The sequence below is a fragment of the Bacillus kexueae genome (genome assembly GCF_022809095.1).
GTDB classification, from domain to species: Bacteria; Bacillota; Bacilli; order Bacillales; family Aeribacillaceae; genus Bacillus_BZ; species Bacillus_BZ kexueae.
Genome location: NZ_JALAZE010000006.1, coordinates 64,672 through 82,257, shown reverse-complemented (window position 1 = coordinate 82,257; position 17,586 = coordinate 64,672). Strand labels below are relative to the sequence as shown.

The window sequence follows — 17,586 nt, the reverse complement described above, 5'->3', positions numbered from 1 at the left end:
TAAATTTGTAAATGGTATAGAGGTGAAGATGATGTATCCATTTCCTAAAATGACAAAACCTTATCTCGGATTGTTTGCGTATGCTAGTTTGGTGTTGAGTTATCTCTTCCCGTTCGTACATATGCCTGATTCGGTTTTTATCTCGTTATCCTGTGTCTTATCTCTTGTTTATGTGTATTGGTTCGGGTGCTTAGTCGATGAAATCATTACAATCGATAAGAGGTTTGAACCGTTTAGGCAAGTGTACGAGCTATTTCAATTTTTCTTTTATATGGAAGTGATTTTTACTGGGCTATTGTCTTTCATGAATACAACCCAAATGCTAGATAACGGTGTCATCGTGTTAGTATGTATGATTCCTTTCTACATATTCTCCTTTTTTATGGCCTGTCATTTGTTATACGCTTTCAAAAGAGAGCGAAATAAAACGATTACAAAAGTACTTTCCTTGCATCTTTTGTTTCTCGCCTTTTCCATCCACCCTCTGCTACAATTAATGACTTCTGGTATCTTAGTAATCGGCCATTTCATGATTTTGTATGAAGAGGTAGGAACCTCTAAAAGTGGTGTGTAAGCGAAGGTTTTTACTAAAAAAATAAAAAGTTTAGTAAACCCTTACATTGACAAGATTAGCAGAAAAAATCCAATGATTCAACAATATTTTTCAGAAATATCACAATTAATCCGCTTTCTTTTCAAAGTTTATGTGGTTGATTCTAGTAGATTCCATTTCCTTGTATTGACATAACAAATCATTCGTTGCTATGATTCAACTAATATTTTAGTAAAAATTTTATTAGTGTTTTATCTGGAGGGGAGTAGCGTTTATGCCGATTTTTTTTAATGAAAAATCAATGGAGTTTCACTTACAAGGAAAAGATGTGAGTTACATTTTTCACGTCTTACCCAATCTCCAACTTGGTCACCTGTATTATGGGAAGAAGGTTCGTCATCGAGAATCTTTTTCGCATTTATTCCAAACGCAAGCGAGAGCGACGGCATCATGTGTGTTTGAAGGGGATTTAGCTTTCTCGCTTGATCAAACAAAACAAGAATATCCGTCTTACGGAACATCTGATTATCGTGAGCCAGCATTTCAAATTCTTCAAGAAAACGGGAGTCGGATTACAAATTTTACATATAGGGACCATAAAATTTTCTCAGGGAAGCCGAGGTTTGATGGGCTTCCAGCTACATATGTAGAAAGGGATGAAGAGGCCACGACAATACTGATAACGTTAGTTGATGACGTTATTTCGGCGGAAATCCAACTTTTGTATACCGTATATGAAGCGTTTAATGTTATCACAAGAAGTGCGAAATTTATCAATTTCGGGAGTGAAGACCTTAAGTTAACGAGAGCATTAAGTGCAAGTGTCGATTTTTTTGATTCCGATTATGAAATGGTTCAGCTATCAGGATCGTGGGCTCGTGAGCGTCACGTAAAATGTCGAGCATTACAACCTGGCATTCAAAGTGTCACAAGTACAAGAGGGACGAGTAGTTCGCAGCAAAATCCATTTATTGCGTTAAAACGTCCGAATGCAACAGAGCATATCGGAGAAGTGTTCGGTTTCAACTTTGTTTACAGTGGAAACTTCTTGGCGCAAGTAGAAGTCGACCATTATGATGTAGCGCGTGTCTCGATGGGGATTCATCCGTTTGACTTTCAATGGGTGTTAAAGGTGAATGAATCGTTTCAAACACCAGAAGTGGTTATGGTGTATTCCGATAGAGGGTTAAACGGAATGAGTCAAACTTATCACGAGCTTTATCGTACAAGATTGGTTAGAGGACCTTGGCGGGATAAAGTGAGACCGGTTTTAATTAATAACTGGGAAGCGACTTATTTTGACTTTAACGAAGAGAAAATTCTTGAGATTGCAAAAGAATCGAGTCAACTTGGTGTCGAACTGTTCGTTTTAGACGATGGATGGTTTGGAAAACGAGATGATGATACTACTTCGTTAGGTGATTGGTTTGTGGACGAGCGAAAACTTCCGAATGGCATCGCTTCTTTAGCATCAAACATTAAAGAGTTAGGTCTGTCTTTTGGTCTTTGGTTTGAGCCGGAGATGGTCTCGAAGGAGAGTGAATTGTACAAAAAGCATCCAGATTGGCTAATTCATGTGGAAAATCGTTCGCAATCCCATGGTCGAAATCAATATGTCCTTGATTTTTCACGAAAAGAAGTGGTTGATTATATATACAATCGAATGTCTTCTTTGTTAGATGAAGCCGATATTTCTTATGTTAAATGGGATATGAACCGATACATGACAGAAATTGGGTCGGCGACTTTACCGGCAGAGCGGCAAATGGAAGTGGCGCATCGTTACATTCTTGGAGTGTATGATTTGTACGAACGTTTAACATCTGAATTTCCACATGTATTGTTTGAATCGTGTGCGAGTGGGGGATGTCGCTTCGACCCAGGAATGCTTTATTACGCCCCGCAAACGTGGACGAGTGATGATACAGATGCTGTCGAGCGCTTGAAGATTCAATACGGTACTACGTTTGCCTATCCATTAAGTTCACTTGGGGCGCACGTATCTGCCGTCCCGAACCATCAAGTATTCCGTGAAACGAGTTTGAAGATGCGAGGGGATGTTGCGTATTTTGGTGTGTTCGGGTATGAGTTAGATGTAACAAAAATGACGGCTGAAGAAAAAGATATGGTTAAGAAGCAAATTGCCTTTTATAAGGAACATCGCGAATTGTTTTTAACAGGGACATTGTATCGATTGGAAAGTCCATTCGAAGAAAACGTGACAAGTTGGATGGTAGTTTCTACGGATCGAACTGAAGCAATCGTTGGTTATTACCAAGTGTTAGCACGTCCGAATCCTGGCTTCCGTAAAATTACCTTGCAAGGTCTCGACCCAGATATGGAATATATGGTAAATGGTGAGGTTAGAACATTTTTTGGTGATGAATTAATGCATATTGGTATGCATCTTGAGCCGGAATTCTCAGGCACTGACCAAACAAATCGAGAAATGATAGGTGATTTCACCTCTAAAATCATTCATTTAAAAGCCGTTCAATAATTGTAGTTTTAATAGTAGCTCGAACTATGTTTCGAGCTACTTTTTTTTGAAAGAAGTCTATATGCAAACATCTATGTAAAAAAATAGAAATAATTTTAACGTTCATTTTACATCATTTCGTTTATACTTAGAGTATAAGCAAGATGATTGGGGTGATTTTCTTGGAAGAAACGTTACGACTCATTTTAAACGAATTGCAAGAGCTGAAAATAGGACAAGCAAGATTCCAAAAATCACAAGAAGAAATGAAAGAAAGACAACAGAGGCTTAGTCAAGATGTTAAAACCATCAAGGAGCATCTTTTTAGCAGTCTAGGGATGTACTTTGAAAGTGTTGAGAAACATATTGATGAAAAAACGAAGGAACTAAAAATAGTTTTAGAAGAACAACAAAAGGTGATTGATACATTGGCGGTTCGGTCTGTCAAGCATGAAAGTGAAATCCGAGACATTAAGCGAATATTAGAAAGTCGTTAAAGGAGCGTATAGGCTCTTTTTTTTATGCTTTTTCTCCGAGAATCAGATGCGTGAATGATGTTCTAACTATAGCTCTATCAAAACAGATGAGATTTCAGGGTGGGAAGTTTGAACAATCGGAACCTTATGTGGTCATTCGCATTGGTGAACGTAGAAGTACATGTACTAAAGTATGATGTGTATGAGTAAAAACATCTTAATCGGAGAGGTGTTTCTGTTGTTCTTAACGTGAAAACGATGTTAAAAAAATCAAAATTAACACTAGACGTTTTTACTGAAAGGTAGTAAAATTTTTAGTAAAATGGTAAATGGTTTTGAATTGTTTTTTTATCCTTAATCGTAAGCGGTTTCAATAAGTGGTGTGTAAGAGAACGATTGAAAAGGAGTGGAATTATGTTGAAGCAATTAGAAGAAAAATTTTTTCAAATATATCCAGATCAAGTGGGGAAGGAAATTCGAGCATTTTTCTCTCCCGGCCGTGTCAATTTGATAGGAGAGCATATTGATTATAACGGTGGTCACGTAATGCCTTGTGCGCTTGAAATTGGAACGTATGTTGTGGTACGCATGCGAAACGATGAAAAAATACGATTGTATTCGGAGAATTTTCCGGAAGAAGGAATCATTGAAGTGACAACTGGGCAACTAGAATACGATGAGAATAATGCGTGGGCAAACTATCCTCTCGGTGTCATAAAAGAAATGACTAAGTCGATATCTAATGTGAACGGAATGGATCTCTATTTTGTTGGAACGATTCCAAATGGAGCTGGATTATCGTCTTCCGCTTCGATTGAACTCGCGACGGCGTTTATGATGAACCGTTTGTATGAACTATCTTATACCCGTCTTGAATTAGTTCAGTTATCACAAAAAGTAGAAAATGAGTTTATCGGGGTTAATTGTGGCATTATGGACCAATTTGCGGTTGGATTTGGTAGAAAGGAAAAAGCCATTCTATTAAACTGTGATCATTTAACGTATGACTATTTACCACTACCTCTAAAAGGAGCAAAGATTGTCATTGCCAATACGAATAAAAAACGAGGATTAGCAGATTCAGCCTACAATGATCGCAGAACAACATGTGAAAATGCCCTTTTAAAAATTCAATCTATTTTCTCGATTGAGCAGCTTGCTGAATTATCGTCTAAGCAGCTTGAGCAAGTGGAGCATTTGTTAACTGAGGAAGAATATAAGCGTGTTCGTCATGTCGTTACGGAAAATGAACGGACGTTAAAAGCTGTAACGGTGCTTCAAGAAGGGGATGTGGAAGCGTTTGGAGCATTAATGAAAGCATCTCACCTTTCGCTAAAAGAAGATTACGAAGTGACAGGCGTTGAATTAGATACTCTTGTGGAAGCAGCGTGGAATCACCCTGGGACGATTGGAGCACGCATGACGGGAGCTGGATTTGGCGGCTGTACGGTAAACATTGTAAAAGATGAAGAGGTTGATTCATTTTTATCTCGTGTTGGCTCTGAATACGCTAAAAAAATTGGTTATGAAGCAAGCTTTTATGTTGTTGATGTAGGAGATGGCGTGAAAGAGTTGACAGAAAACCTTGAAGTTGTAAATCGATAAATTTTAAAGAAGGTGAATGAGCATGTATTTAGGTGTTGACTATTATCCAGAGCATTGGCCGAAAGAAATGATGGATGAAGATATAAACGGAATTAAGCAACTTGGAGCTAACATCGTACGAATCGGAGAATTTGCTTGGCATTTGATGGAGAAAGAAGAAGGGGCATTTGATTTTTCCTTCTTCGATGAAGTGATTGAAAAGCTAAAGAAAGAACAGATTGCCGTTATGTTTGGTACACCGACAGCAACGTTTCCGGCGTGGCTTGCGAAAAAACATCCTTCCATCTTATCGGAAGATGAAAACGGTCAAAAACGAGTTTTCGGTGGAAGAAGGCAATATTGCTTTACTTCACCTATTTATCGTAAATATGCAGCGAAAATAACGGAAGAACTTGTGAAGCATTACCGTGAGGAAGAATCCATCATCGCCTGGCAAATTGATAACGAATTTGGGCATGAGGGAAGTGATATGTGTTATTGCTCTCAATGTCATGAGGGGTTTCAACAGTATTTGCGTACGAAATACAAATCGATTGACGAACTAAATGAGCGTTTCGGAACGATTTTCTGGGGGCAAACGTACAACGACTTTACTGAAATTCCTTTGCCAACCAAAACGATTACAACACATAATCCTACCCTTCAACTAGAATGGGCACGTTTCCGCTCATTGACACTGAACTCATTCGCTCATGAAATGACGGCAATTGTTCAAAAGCATAAAGGTGATCATCAAAAAGTAACGACGAACGTATCTGGTGGTTTCTTTCAAAAATGGTTTGATCATGCTGAAAATGTCCGACCACTTGATTTTGTCTCGTACGACAATTATCCGGTTTGGGGCGGATTGGCTGAACCAATTACACCAGCACATATTGCGATGACGCATGATTTTAACCGCGGATTATTAGGTAAGAACTACTGGATTGTTGAAGAGCTAATGGGTGCACAAGGGCATAATGTCATCGGATATTTACCGCGTCCAAATCAAGCGAAAATGTGGTCTTATCAAGCGTTTGCGCATGGTTGTACGGATATGCTTTATTTTCGTTGGCGTGGCATGACGAAAGGAGCCGAGCAATTCTGCTTCGGAATTGTTGACCATGACAATACGTATGGACGGAAATACGAAGAAGTGCAATCGCTCTTTGAGAATATCCGACAATACGATGAGTTATTGAAGTCAGACATTTCTTCGGATATCGCTGTCTTGTATGACTACGACAATATATGGTCGTGGCGATTCCAAGTTCAAAGTGAAGGATTTGACTTTACGAATGAGCTTCTGCGCCTGTATACACCGTTCTATAAATGGAATGCGAAAATGGATGTCATTCCAGTTGATCGAGATTTTAACCGTTATAAAGTGCTCATCATCCCTGTGTTACAAATCATTGACGAGTCTTTAAGTGAACGATTACGTGCATTTGTTCAAAATGGTGGAACCATCGTGTTTTCGTTCCGAACAGGTTTGAAAGACAAAGATAACAACATTCATTTTAAACAACCTCTACCAGGGTTTGTTCGTGACCTCGCGGGTATTCGCGTTGTGGAGACGGAAGCCTTATCTGATTACCAACTGGTGCCGATTGTTGGAGTAGGTGAGAATGAAGGGGAAACAGGAGAAGTCTCCGTATGGCGTGACCTCATTCAATTGGAAGGGGCGGAAGCATATTACCGGTACGATGACCCGTTTTATCACGAACGTGCAGCTATTACGAAGCACCAATATGGTAACGGAACCGTGTATTACATTGGCGGCGGCGTTAATGAAGAAGTTTTAATGCCAATCGCAAAGGAAATTATTGATCATCACAAGATTGAGTTTGTTCAGTCAGAAGATGGGGTTGAAGTGTATGTTCGCGAAGTAGAAGGAGAACGATATGCCTTTATATTAAACCATACAGCGAATGAAAAAGAGTTTAATGGAGAAACACTTAAGCCTTTTGAAAGCAAAATTCAAAAATGGTAATTAGGAGTGAGCAAAATGGCCGTATTAGTTTGTGGAGGAGCAGGGTATATTGGAAGTCATGCTGCCTTTGCGTTACGAGAAAAAGGGGAAGAGGTCGTCGTTGTAGATAACTTACAAACAGGTCATGAAGAAGCGATTCAAGAGGGAATGTCTTTCTATGAAGGAGATTTGCGCAACGAGGAGTTTTTACGCTCTGTATTTGAAAAGCATGAAATAGAAGCAGTTCTTCACTTTGCAGCGGATTCACTCGTTGGGGAAAGTGTAAGTAACCCGTTGAAATATTATGATAACAATGTTGGAGGGGCAATCGCTTTACTAAAAGTAATGAATGAGTTCGATGTGAAGCGAATCGTCTTTTCGTCGACCGCTGCAACATATGGAGAACCGAAACAAATTCCAATCATGGAAGAAGATGAAACGAATCCGACGAACCCTTACGGGGAAACGAAACTAGCAATAGAGAAAATGTTGAAATGGTCAGAAGATGCTTACGGGATTGAACACGTTGTTTTACGCTATTTTAATGTAGCGGGAGCTCATCCAAACGGCATCATCGGGGAAGATCATCAACCGGAGACGCATCTAATTCCAATTGTGTTGCAAGTCGCATTAGGAAAGCGTGAAAGAATTATGATTTTCGGAGACGATTATGATACGAAAGACGGCACATGCATTCGAGATTACATTCACGTCAATGATTTAATTGATGCGCACTTATTAGCATTAAATCGCCTTCGAGAAGGAAAAGGAAGTGCGACGTACAATTTAGGGAATGGAAATGGTTTCTCCGTCAAAGAGGTTATTGAAATGGCTCGTAAAGTGACTGGAAAAGCTATTCCTGAAGAGGTAGCACCAAGACGTGCAGGTGATCCAGCGAAGCTAGTCGCTTCTTCCGAAAAGGCGATGAAAGAATTAGGATGGGAGCCGAAATACGCATCGTTAGAAATAATGATTGATACTGCATGGAAGTGGTTTCAACAACATCCAAATGGGTATGAATCCACAAGGGGGAAAGAAGTGTGACAAAAGAATTATCTCTTCAAATAGGTCGTCTTATTCAATATGGATTGCAAAAGCAGTTGATTTCAAAATGGGATGTGGAATACTGCGTTAATCGCTTGTTAGATATCTTTCAAATGGATGAATATGAAGAGGTTGAGGTTCCAAAGGAAGCGCTAGATTCACCTGTTTCGATTTTATCGAGATTACTAGACATAGCATACGAACGTGGTATTATCTCAGAAAACACAGTTACTTATCGAGATTTACTAGATACAAAAATCATGGGGTGTCTAACGCCGCGTCCATCTGAAGTCGTTCGTACGTTTAAAAGGCTTTATGACGAGAATAAAGAAGAAGCGACACGTTATTTTTACGAATTGAGCAAAGATGTGCATTACATTCGTACCGACCGTATTGCGAAAAATGAGCATTGGTTTAGCGAAACGGATTACGGGCGTTTAGAAGTCACAATCAATTTATCCAAACCGGAGAAAGACCCGAAAGCGATCGCAGCAGCGAAAAAACTGAAAAGTAGTGCATATCCGAAATGTTTACTTTGTAAAGAAAACGTCGGGTATAACGGAAGGCTAAATCATCCCGCGCGTCAAAATTTACGTGTCGTTCCGATAGAACTTGATGGGGAAGGATGGCGAATGCAATATTCCCCGTACGTCTACTACAATGAGCATGCGATCGTTCTTTGTGATGAACATCGGCCAATGGTCATCAATGAAGGAACGTTTAGACGTTTACTCCAATTTGTGGACCAGTTCCCACATTATTTCATTGGTTCCAATGCAGACTTACCGATTGTGGGAGGCTCGATTTTAAGTCATGACCATTATCAAGGTGGAAATCACACATTCCCGATGGCAAATGCACCGATTGAAGAATCATTTTCGTTACGTGAGGATGTCCAACTTGGGATTGTTCGCTGGCCGATGTCTGTTTTACGATTGACCTCTACTTCATATGAAAAGTTGGTTGAAAATGCGACGGAAATTCTTTCGCTATGGCGGGCGTATAGCGATGAAACTGTAGGCGTTTTCGCTTCGACAAACGGTGAGCCTCATAATACGATTACGCCGATTGCGCGGAAAAACGGTGATCAGTTTGAACTTGATCTCGTCTTACGTAATAACCGGACGAGTAAGGAGCATCCACTTGGTATCTTTCATCCACATACTGAAGTACACCATATAAAGAAGGAAAATATCGGATTAATTGAAGTAATGGGTCTTGCTGTATTACCAGGACGATTGAAAGAAGAGATGGAACTAATCGCTCACTATTTAGTAGACGGAGATTTAAAACGTTTAAAAGAAAATGAGAAAACTGCCAAACATTTCGAATGGGCAGAAGCTATCTTGAACCGATACGAGAATATTACGAAAGATACTGTAGGAAATATATTACGCCATGAAGTGGGGAAAGTTTTTTCAACTGTATTAGAGCATGCGGGAGTCTTTAAACGGACTTCGGAAGGAAAAGAGGCGTTCCGTCGTTTTATTCATCATATTCAAACGAACGTTCAGGTGGAGAAAGCAAGATGATAAAGGAAACGGTATATAAAGGAGTACAGGCGCTACAATTCGAAAACGAGGTCATTCGGGCGATTGTCCTTCCATCCTATGGCGGAAAATTAGCTAGTCTCTTTGATAAAAAAGGGAACTATGAGTGGCTCTTTCAAGCAGAAGGAGAATTAACTATTCCTCCTTACGGAGCCGACTTTTCCCAGTATGATTCAAGTGGCTTTGATGAAGTTTTTCCGAGTATTGATGAAACGGTTCATCCTTTAAATGGTGAGGTTGTTCCGGACCATGGGGAAGTTTGGGCGATGCCGTGGGATGCGAGGTTAGATGGCGAAACGTTGCATTTGACGGTACAAAGCGAACGATTTCCGTATATTTTACACAAAACAATTCGACTAAATGGTGAGAGCTTAGAAATATCGTATCGAGCGATAAACAGAGGAAATCAACCATTCTCATTCATTTGGACTCCTCATGCACTGTTAAATTTAAATGAACATTCGGAAATTGACGTTCCTGCTCACTTAAACGAGATTATGTCAGTCGAGCATAGCACTGTACATTTAGGAGAGTGGGGGACGAGACATTCGTATCCTATGACGGTGTCCCTTCAAACGAATGAATCAATCGATTTGAGTAAAATGATGGGATCAAAGAATAATACTTGCGAAAAATTTTACTTTACAGAGAAGTTAAGAGAAGGTTGGTGTAAAGCTATTCAACGTGATATTTCTCGCCAATTAACGTATGAATTTCCGGTTGAGCAAGTTCCGTACTTAGGAGTATGGAAAACACAAGGTGGCTACAGAGGAGATTACAATTTTGCTTTAGAGCCCTGCACCGGTGTATACGATGATGTTTACGTTGCGGAGAAAATTCGTAAAGTATCCCAAATACCGGCGAATGAATCGGTTGAATGGTTTTTCAATATGAAAGTGGAAGATTTATAAAATAAGGCGCAAATCTACCTATGTAGGGGAGGATTTGCGTTTTTTTTATTGTTACAGAACGTTTAAGTTCAGTATTCTCTTTACAGTTTTTTTGGTGTCTAGCTCCAAGCGCCATCAGCTCGGGTCGCTTCGGCCCTGCCGTGGCGACGGAAGCCTCCTTGCAGGTCCTCCAGCGCCCTTCGCCGATAGGCGGGCGCTTTACGTTTTTCTTACTTTCTTTCAAAGTTAAATATTAATAAAAAAATAGAAAAATAAGATAATGTTTTAGTAAAAAAGTTTAGTTAAAATTATTGACTATTTTCAGTTAATTTACTAAAATCAAAATTGCAGATAATGAAAACGCTTACGAAGTTTGCGTGATAGAAGGGAGAATGGGGAAATGAAAAAGCTATATGGCATGATTAGTTTTTTACTCGTATTCTCGCTAATCCTCGTTGGTTGTAGTTCAAATGAGGGAGCAAGTAGCGAAGATGGAAAAGTAACGTTAACGGCATGGGCGTGGAATGTAAACGTCGGTGCACTTAATGAAGCAATGGAGAAGTATCAAGAGGAACATCCAAATGTTGAAATTAAAGTGGAGGACCTTGGTCGTCTTGATGTGTATGATAAATTATCGACTGGTTTAGCAGCTGGTGGTACGGGACTACCGGATATTGTGCTTGTTGAAGATGATCGCATTCACGGCTATGTGGAAGCGTTTCCGAAAGGATTCCTAAACTTATCTGAAAAGGGATTTGATGAGTATGCAAATCTTTTCCCGCAATTTAAGAAAGATTTAACAAGTGTAGATGGCACTTTTTATGCGATGCCATTTGATGCGGGTCCAGGCGGAATGTTTTATCGCCGTAGCTTATTTGAGCAAGCAGGTGTAAATCCTGATGAGATCAAAACGTGGGACGATTTCTTAGAGGCAGGTCAAAAAATTAAAGATGAAACAGGCGCATTCTCCATGCCGCTTGATAAATTTAAAGATGATCCGACATTCCGTATGATGTTAAATCAGCAAGGGGTATTTTACTTTGATGAAGAAGGAAACATTGACTTAACGAATCCAAAATCAGTCCAAGCGATGGAAATGTTAAAGAAATTTTCAGATGCAGACTTAATTAAAGATGTTGATGGCTGGAACGGTATTGTTTCCGCTACGATTGACGGATCGGTTGCAACGATTCCATTTGGTGCTTGGTATTACGGAACAATTGTCGATCAAGCAAAAGATTCTGAAGGAGATTGGGGCGTATTCTTACTTCCTGCCTTTTCAGAAGGAGAAAATCGCGCTTCTAACTTAGGTGGTTCTAGCTGGATGATTCCAGCGTCGTCTGAGCATGCGGAGGAAGCATACGACTTCTTAAGCTATTTCGCTACAACAGATGATGTTCAGTTAATGGCGATGGAGAAATATGGTTTATTCCCGAGTTTAAATTCCGTCTATGATTCTGACGTATTTACCGGTGAAGTAGAATTCTTCGGTGGTCAGAAAATTTGGCAGCTGTTCGCTGAGGAAATGAAAGATGTGCCAACTGCCTATTATACGAAGGATTACTCACTAGCTTTAGATGAAGCAATTAAGGCGCAAGCCGATGTCTTTAACGGAAAAGACGTAAAAGAAGCGTTAGAGGAAGCCGCAGATCGATTAGCTGATCGTACAAAGCGTGACGTAAACAGCCATTAATTTGAGGAGGGGAGATTTAGAAACGAATCAACTATTCGGCTTCTAAATCTCTCTTTTTTCAAATCGAGATGGTCATCTTGGGAGATTGCGAGTCTTTCGCTTGTTATTATTTTCATGAGGAAAGAGAGTAGGATTCATATGAAAACGAAGAAATATGTGCCTTACTTATTTATTGCACCAGCGGTTTTATTGTTTAGTGTGTTTATGTTATACCCGATTATTTATTCGTTTATTTTAAGTTTCCAAACGAATAGCGGGGGAGAGTTTACGTTTGTTGGACTTGATAACTATATTCGGCTATTTGAGGATGAGATTTTCTTAAAAGCGTTGAAAAATACGTTTATTCTATTAATCATTCAAGTTCCGATTATGATCTTTCTGGCGATGTTATTAGCGACACTATTAAACTCTGCATTATTGAAAATGAAAGGGTTCTTCCGTGTTACGTTCTTCCTTCCGGCGGTAACGTCTCTCGTGGCGTATGCGATTATTTTCTCCATTATGTTAATGAATGATGGTGTGATGAATCAGTTTTTGAACTTTTTAGGGTTAGAGTCGGTTCCTTGGTTATCGCATCCAATCTGGGCGAAGGTATCCTTAATTATTGCGATGACGTGGCGCTGGGTAGGGTATAACATGGTGATTTTCTTGGCTGGTCTTCAAAATATTTCAGAGGAAATTTACGAAGCAGCTAGCATTGATGGAGCTTCAAAGATTCGTCAGTTTTTCTCCATAACCGTTCCGCAATTAAAGCCGGTTATTTTATTTACGGTTGTATTGTCCACAATCGGGACGCTGCAATTGTTTGATGAACCGTACACGTTAACAAAGGGTGGCCCAAGTGATGCTACGTTAACAATTGGTATGTACTTATATCAAACAGGCTTCCGTTACTTTGATTTCGGATATGCTTCGACCATAGCGTATGTCATTGTAATTTTAATCGGGATTTTAACGTACTTCCAATTTAAAGTGACAGGTGATAAAGAATGAACAAAAACAAAAGTGTAATCAGTAAGGTCAGTTTATACGGTGTGTTAATTATTGGGGCAATTATATCTTTATTTCCGTTTTATTGGGCTGCGATTGGGGCGACAAATGAAAGTGGAAAAATGTTTTCAAAGCCTCCTGTATTAGTCCCAGGAGATCAGCTGTTTGAAAACGTTGCGAATTTAAATGAATCCATTGGCATTGGGAAGGTTATGTTTAACTCGCTTTTCATTGCAATCATTTATACGGTGTTAAGTTTATTCATTTGTACGATGGCAGCGTATGCGTTTGCGAAGTTTGAATTTAAAGGACGAAACCTTATTTTTAGTATCTTCCTCATTTCCATGATGGTTCCGTATCATGCGACAATTATTCCGCTGTTTAAAATGATGGCAGCCTTCGGTTGGTTGAACACGTATCAAGCGGTTATTTTGCCAAACTTGGCTTATCCATTTGCAATTTTCTTAATGCGACAAAACATGCTTGCTTTTCCAAATGCATTAATTGAAGCGGCAAGGATTGATGGGGCAGGTGAATGGAAAATCTTTTTCCGCATTGTATTGCCTTCAATGCGTCCAGCGTTGGCAGCGACGGCCATCTTCTTATTCATGTTTCAGTGGAATAGCTTCTTATGGCCATTGATTGCTTTATCTTCAACGGACATGTACACATTCCCAGTAGCACTATCGAGCTTATTCGGATTATCGCGAATCGATTACGGCCAAGTGATGGCAGGAGTAACGTTAGCCACTTTACCGATTATCGTATTTTTCCTCGTGTTACAACGACAATTTATTTCTGGAATGCTTGGAAGTGCTGTGAAGTAAGGAGGAACGGGGATGCCGATTTTTGTACAGGATGATAAAAAGCAATTTCACTTGCAAGGAAAAGATGTGAGCTATATCTTTTCCGTTTTGCCTAATGGTGAGCTTGGTCATATGTATTTTGGGAAAAAGATTTCTCATCGAAAGGACTTCTCGCACCTCCTTCAATTACCGAAAGAACCACTCGGCAATGCTACATTTGCTTTTGAAGGAGATTCTACTTTTTCCTTAGAGTTTGTAAAGCGCGAATATCCTTCGTACGGAACGGGGGACTATCGTGAACCAGCCTTTCATTTCGTCTATGAAGATGGGTCACGGGTGACGAGGTTGCAATATGACCATTTTAAACGATTAAATGGAAAGCCTTCGTTACAAGGGCTTCCTGCTGTATATGTCGAGGATGAAAACGAAGCTGAAACATTAATTATTACAATGCGAGATCCATACACAAACGTTTGTGTGGAGCTTAGTTATACTGTGTATGCTCGTTATAATGCCATCATCCGTAGTGCAAGAATCACGAATGAAGGGAAAAAGCCAATCATCATGGATCGTGCCTTAAGCGCATCGGTTGATTTTCCTCATGCAAATTTTGACTGGATTCATTTGGATGGTGCTTGGATTAAAGAACGGCATATCGCATGCGATCGGTTATCAAAAGGGTTTCAATCGGTTAATAGTAAACGAGGAGTGAGTAGTTCCCTTCATAATCCATTTATCGCGTTAAAAGAGCGAGATGCCAATGAACATTGTGGTATCGTTTATGGATTTAGCCTCGTATACAGTGGGAATTTTTTAGCGGGTGTCGAAGTCGATCATTATGATATGGCAAGGGTGTTAATGGGAATAAATCCGTTTGATTTTTCGTGGAAACTAGAAGAAAAGGAATCTTTTCAAACGCCTGAAGTGGTGATGGTGTTTTCTGATGAGGGATTAAATGGGATGAGTCAAACGTATCACGAATTGTATGTGAATCGATTAGTTCGTGGGAAATGGCGACAATCGGAACGTCCCATCCTTATTAACAATTGGGAAGCGACTTATTTTAATTTTACTGAATCGAAATTAATGGAAATTGTCGAGGAAGCTTCTAAACTCGGCATTGAATTATTTGCACTAGACGATGGATGGTTTGAAGGACGACATAATGATACGACTTCGTTAGGAGATTGGATAGCTGATAAGACGAAACTTCCGGAAGGTGTTAAGGGGTTCGGTCAAAAGGTAGAACAAAATGGGTTGCAGTTTGGCATTTGGGTAGAGCCTGAAATGATATCAAAAAAAAGCATGCTTTTTGAAAAGCACCCTGATTGGGTACTTGGGGTACAAACGGGGCCGCTATCTCATGGTCGGAATCAATATATGCTTGATTTAACGAAAGAACCGGTTCAATCATTCATTATCGATACACTTAGTCAATTGCTATCAGACGCACCAATTCGCTATGTAAAGTGGGATATGAATCGAAATATGTCCGAAATAGGTACGGATTATTTAGATGCTACGAGACAAGGAGAAGTGGCTCATCGATATGTGTTAGGACTGTATGCGGTGCTGGATGAATTGACGAAGCGTTTTCCGAATGTGTTATTTGAATCGTGTGCAAGCGGAGGGAATCGATTTGATCCGGGAATGCTTTATTACATGCCGCAGACGTGGACGAGTGATAATACCGATGCGATTGAACGATTAAAAATTCAGTACGGAACATCCCTTGTTTACCCACTTTCAACGATGGGGGCCCACGTTTCAGCTGTGCCGAATCATCAAACCCGTCGAATAACGCCACTTGAGACGAGATTTCATGTCGCTATGTTCGGGGTGTTTGGCTATGAATTGGATGTGACAAAGCTTCCAGCTGAGGAAAAAGCGAAAGTGAAAAATCAAGTAGCGTTTTATAAAGAAAATCGAAAGCTTATTCAATTTGGGCGGTTTTATCGTCTTCTCAGTCCATTTGAACAAAATGATACAGCGTGGATGGTTGTATCACCAGATCGACAGGAAGCGATTGTCGCATTTTACCGAACGCTAGCAAAGCCTAACCCAGGTTTAGTTCAGTTAAAGCTAGTAGGACTTGATGAGTCGAAGTTTTATCGAGTCGAAGAGCTGAACGCTGTGTATAAAGGAGATGAACTCATGCATGCGGGAATCACTCTTCCAGCTATTTATAACGGTACCGTATATAGTGACTCGTCATTCCTAGCGGGTGATTTTCAGTCAGTTATTTGGAAGCTTTCGGTTGTAGAGGAAGGGAGTTGATGGAATGAAGTTCATCCAAGCGTTCCATCACGTGTTTGGAAAAAAGGGTGACGTTCGGGTGTTTTTCGCACCTGGGCGAGTGAACTTAATTGGGGAGCATATTGATTACAATGGTGGTCATGTCTTACCATGTGCACTTGAAATCGGTACGTACGTCGTAGCAAGAAAGCGAAAGGACCATCTTTTGCGCTTTTACTCCGAGAATTTTTCGGCAACGGGTTTGATTGTAGTAAATCTTCAGTCGTTATTATTTGATGAATGGCACGGGTGGGCGAATTATCCGAAAGGAATTTTTCAATTTTTTAAAGAGCAAATGGATGTTGAGCTAACAGGAATGGATCTTTATTATACTGGAACAATCCCGAATGGAGCAGGGCTTTCTTCTTCGGCTTCGATTGAACTCGTTACGGCCTTTATGATTAATGAGATGTTTTCGGTAAACCTAGATAGAACCACACTTGTGAAAATGGCGCAACAAGTAGAGAATGACTACATTGGCGTTCAATGCGGAATTATGGACCAATTTGCCGTCGGGTTTGGAAAAAGAGATCAAGCGATACTACTAAATTGTGACACGTTATCCTATCTCTATACTCCATTGCCGTTACAACAAGCGTCGATTGTCATTGTGAATTCGAATAAAAAAAGAGAATTAGCAGATTCGGCGTACAATGACAGGCGTAAAACCTGTGAAAAAGCATTAGCTAAAATTAAACAAAAGCAGTCGATTCACCAGCTCGTTGATTTAAAAGTAGGGGAACTTGAAAATGTGAAGTCCCTCTTAACGTCAGTAGAGTTTAAACGTGTTCGTCATGTCGTTACGGAAAATGAGCGAACAAAAAAAGCGGTTGAGCTTTTACGAAGTGATGACTTATCCTCGTTTGGAGTTCTTATGAATGAGTCACAACTTTCCTTACGAGATGATTATGAAGTGACCGGTTTTGAACTGGATTCGCTTGTCGAAGCAGCATGGCAACATCCGGGTACAATTGGTGCACGCATGACGGGTGCAGGGTTTGGTGGTTGTACCGTAAATATTGTGAAAAATAATGAAGTTTCTTCGTTTGTTCACGAGGTTGGGCAAAAATACGAATCAAAAACAGGTAAAAAAGCGAACTTTTATGTCGTAAAACCAAGTGATGGCGTGAAGGAATTAACAGAACAAGTGGAATGATAAAGAAGAAAGGGTATGATGGATAATCATTTCTAAAGGACGAATGAATAAGGAAGTGCAACATTTATTCGTCCTAATGAGTGTGTCATTCCGAGTGA

The 17,586-nt window shown here is 39.9% G+C and carries 13 protein-coding genes; all 13 read left to right on the top strand.

Going from position 1 to position 17,586, the window contains the following annotated elements; all coding sequences use genetic code 11:
* The first annotated feature begins 28 nt into the window (after positions 1-28).
* The 13 genes from ML543_RS11445 (at position 29) to ML543_RS11385 (ending at position 17,488) form a co-directional block, all read left to right on the top strand.
* Entirely contained in the window at positions 29-574 is a 546-nt protein-coding gene (locus tag ML543_RS11445; RefSeq protein WP_243387501.1) for a hypothetical protein, read from the top strand.
* A gap of 253 nt (positions 575-827) precedes the next feature.
* On the top strand, positions 828-3,053 hold the full coding sequence (locus ML543_RS11440) for an alpha-galactosidase (protein WP_243387500.1): 2,226 nt from the start codon (positions 828-830) through the stop codon (positions 3,051-3,053).
* Positions 3,054-3,214: 161 nt separating this feature from the next.
* A complete protein-coding gene (locus ML543_RS11435) occupies positions 3,215-3,529 on the top strand; it encodes a hypothetical protein (RefSeq protein ID WP_243387499.1) in 315 nt (104 codons plus the stop codon).
* A gap of 393 nt (positions 3,530-3,922) precedes the next feature.
* Positions 3,923-5,113 carry a galactokinase gene (locus ML543_RS11430; protein WP_243387498.1) on the top strand — a complete coding sequence of 397 codons (1,191 nt, stop codon included), beginning with the start codon at positions 3,923-3,925 and terminating at the stop codon, positions 5,111-5,113.
* Positions 5,114-5,135: 22 nt separating this feature from the next.
* Positions 5,136-7,085 (top strand): beta-galactosidase, encoded by a 1,950-nt coding sequence (locus ML543_RS11425; protein WP_243387497.1) that lies wholly within the window; start codon positions 5,136-5,138, stop codon positions 7,083-7,085.
* A 15-nt stretch (positions 7,086-7,100) separates the two neighbouring features.
* Entirely contained in the window at positions 7,101-8,108 is a 1,008-nt protein-coding gene (gene galE / locus ML543_RS11420; RefSeq protein ID WP_243387496.1) for a UDP-glucose 4-epimerase GalE, read from the top strand.
* Positions 8,105-9,640, top strand: coding sequence for a UDP-glucose--hexose-1-phosphate uridylyltransferase (gene galT / locus ML543_RS11415; RefSeq protein ID WP_243387495.1), 1,536 nt, complete (start codon positions 8,105-8,107; stop codon positions 9,638-9,640). The genes galE and galT overlap by 4 nt, the downstream gene beginning before the upstream one ends.
* On the top strand, positions 9,637-10,569 hold the full coding sequence (locus ML543_RS11410; RefSeq protein ID WP_243387494.1) for an aldose epimerase family protein: 933 nt from the start codon (positions 9,637-9,639) through the stop codon (positions 10,567-10,569). Before galT ends, ML543_RS11410 begins: the two co-directional genes overlap by 4 nt.
* A gap of 379 nt (positions 10,570-10,948) precedes the next feature.
* Positions 10,949-12,241, top strand: a complete 1,293-nt coding sequence (locus ML543_RS11405) for an ABC transporter substrate-binding protein (protein ID WP_243387493.1) — start codon at positions 10,949-10,951, stop codon at positions 12,239-12,241.
* Positions 12,242-12,379: 138 nt separating this feature from the next.
* Complete coding sequence (locus ML543_RS11400; protein WP_243387492.1) at positions 12,380-13,234, top strand: carbohydrate ABC transporter permease; 855 nt, start codon at positions 12,380-12,382, stop codon at positions 13,232-13,234.
* On the top strand, positions 13,231-14,058 hold the full coding sequence (locus tag ML543_RS11395; protein WP_243387491.1) for a carbohydrate ABC transporter permease: 828 nt from the start codon (positions 13,231-13,233) through the stop codon (positions 14,056-14,058). Before ML543_RS11400 ends, ML543_RS11395 begins: the two co-directional genes overlap by 4 nt.
* A 12-nt stretch (positions 14,059-14,070) precedes the next feature.
* Positions 14,071-16,314: an alpha-galactosidase gene (locus ML543_RS11390; protein WP_243387490.1), complete on the top strand. Its 2,244-nt coding sequence runs from the start codon at positions 14,071-14,073 to the stop codon at positions 16,312-16,314.
* A 4-nt stretch (positions 16,315-16,318) separates the two neighbouring features.
* Positions 16,319-17,488 (top strand): galactokinase, encoded by a 1,170-nt coding sequence (locus ML543_RS11385; RefSeq protein WP_243387489.1) that lies wholly within the window; start codon positions 16,319-16,321, stop codon positions 17,486-17,488.
* The last annotated feature ends 98 nt before the right edge of the window (positions 17,489-17,586 follow it).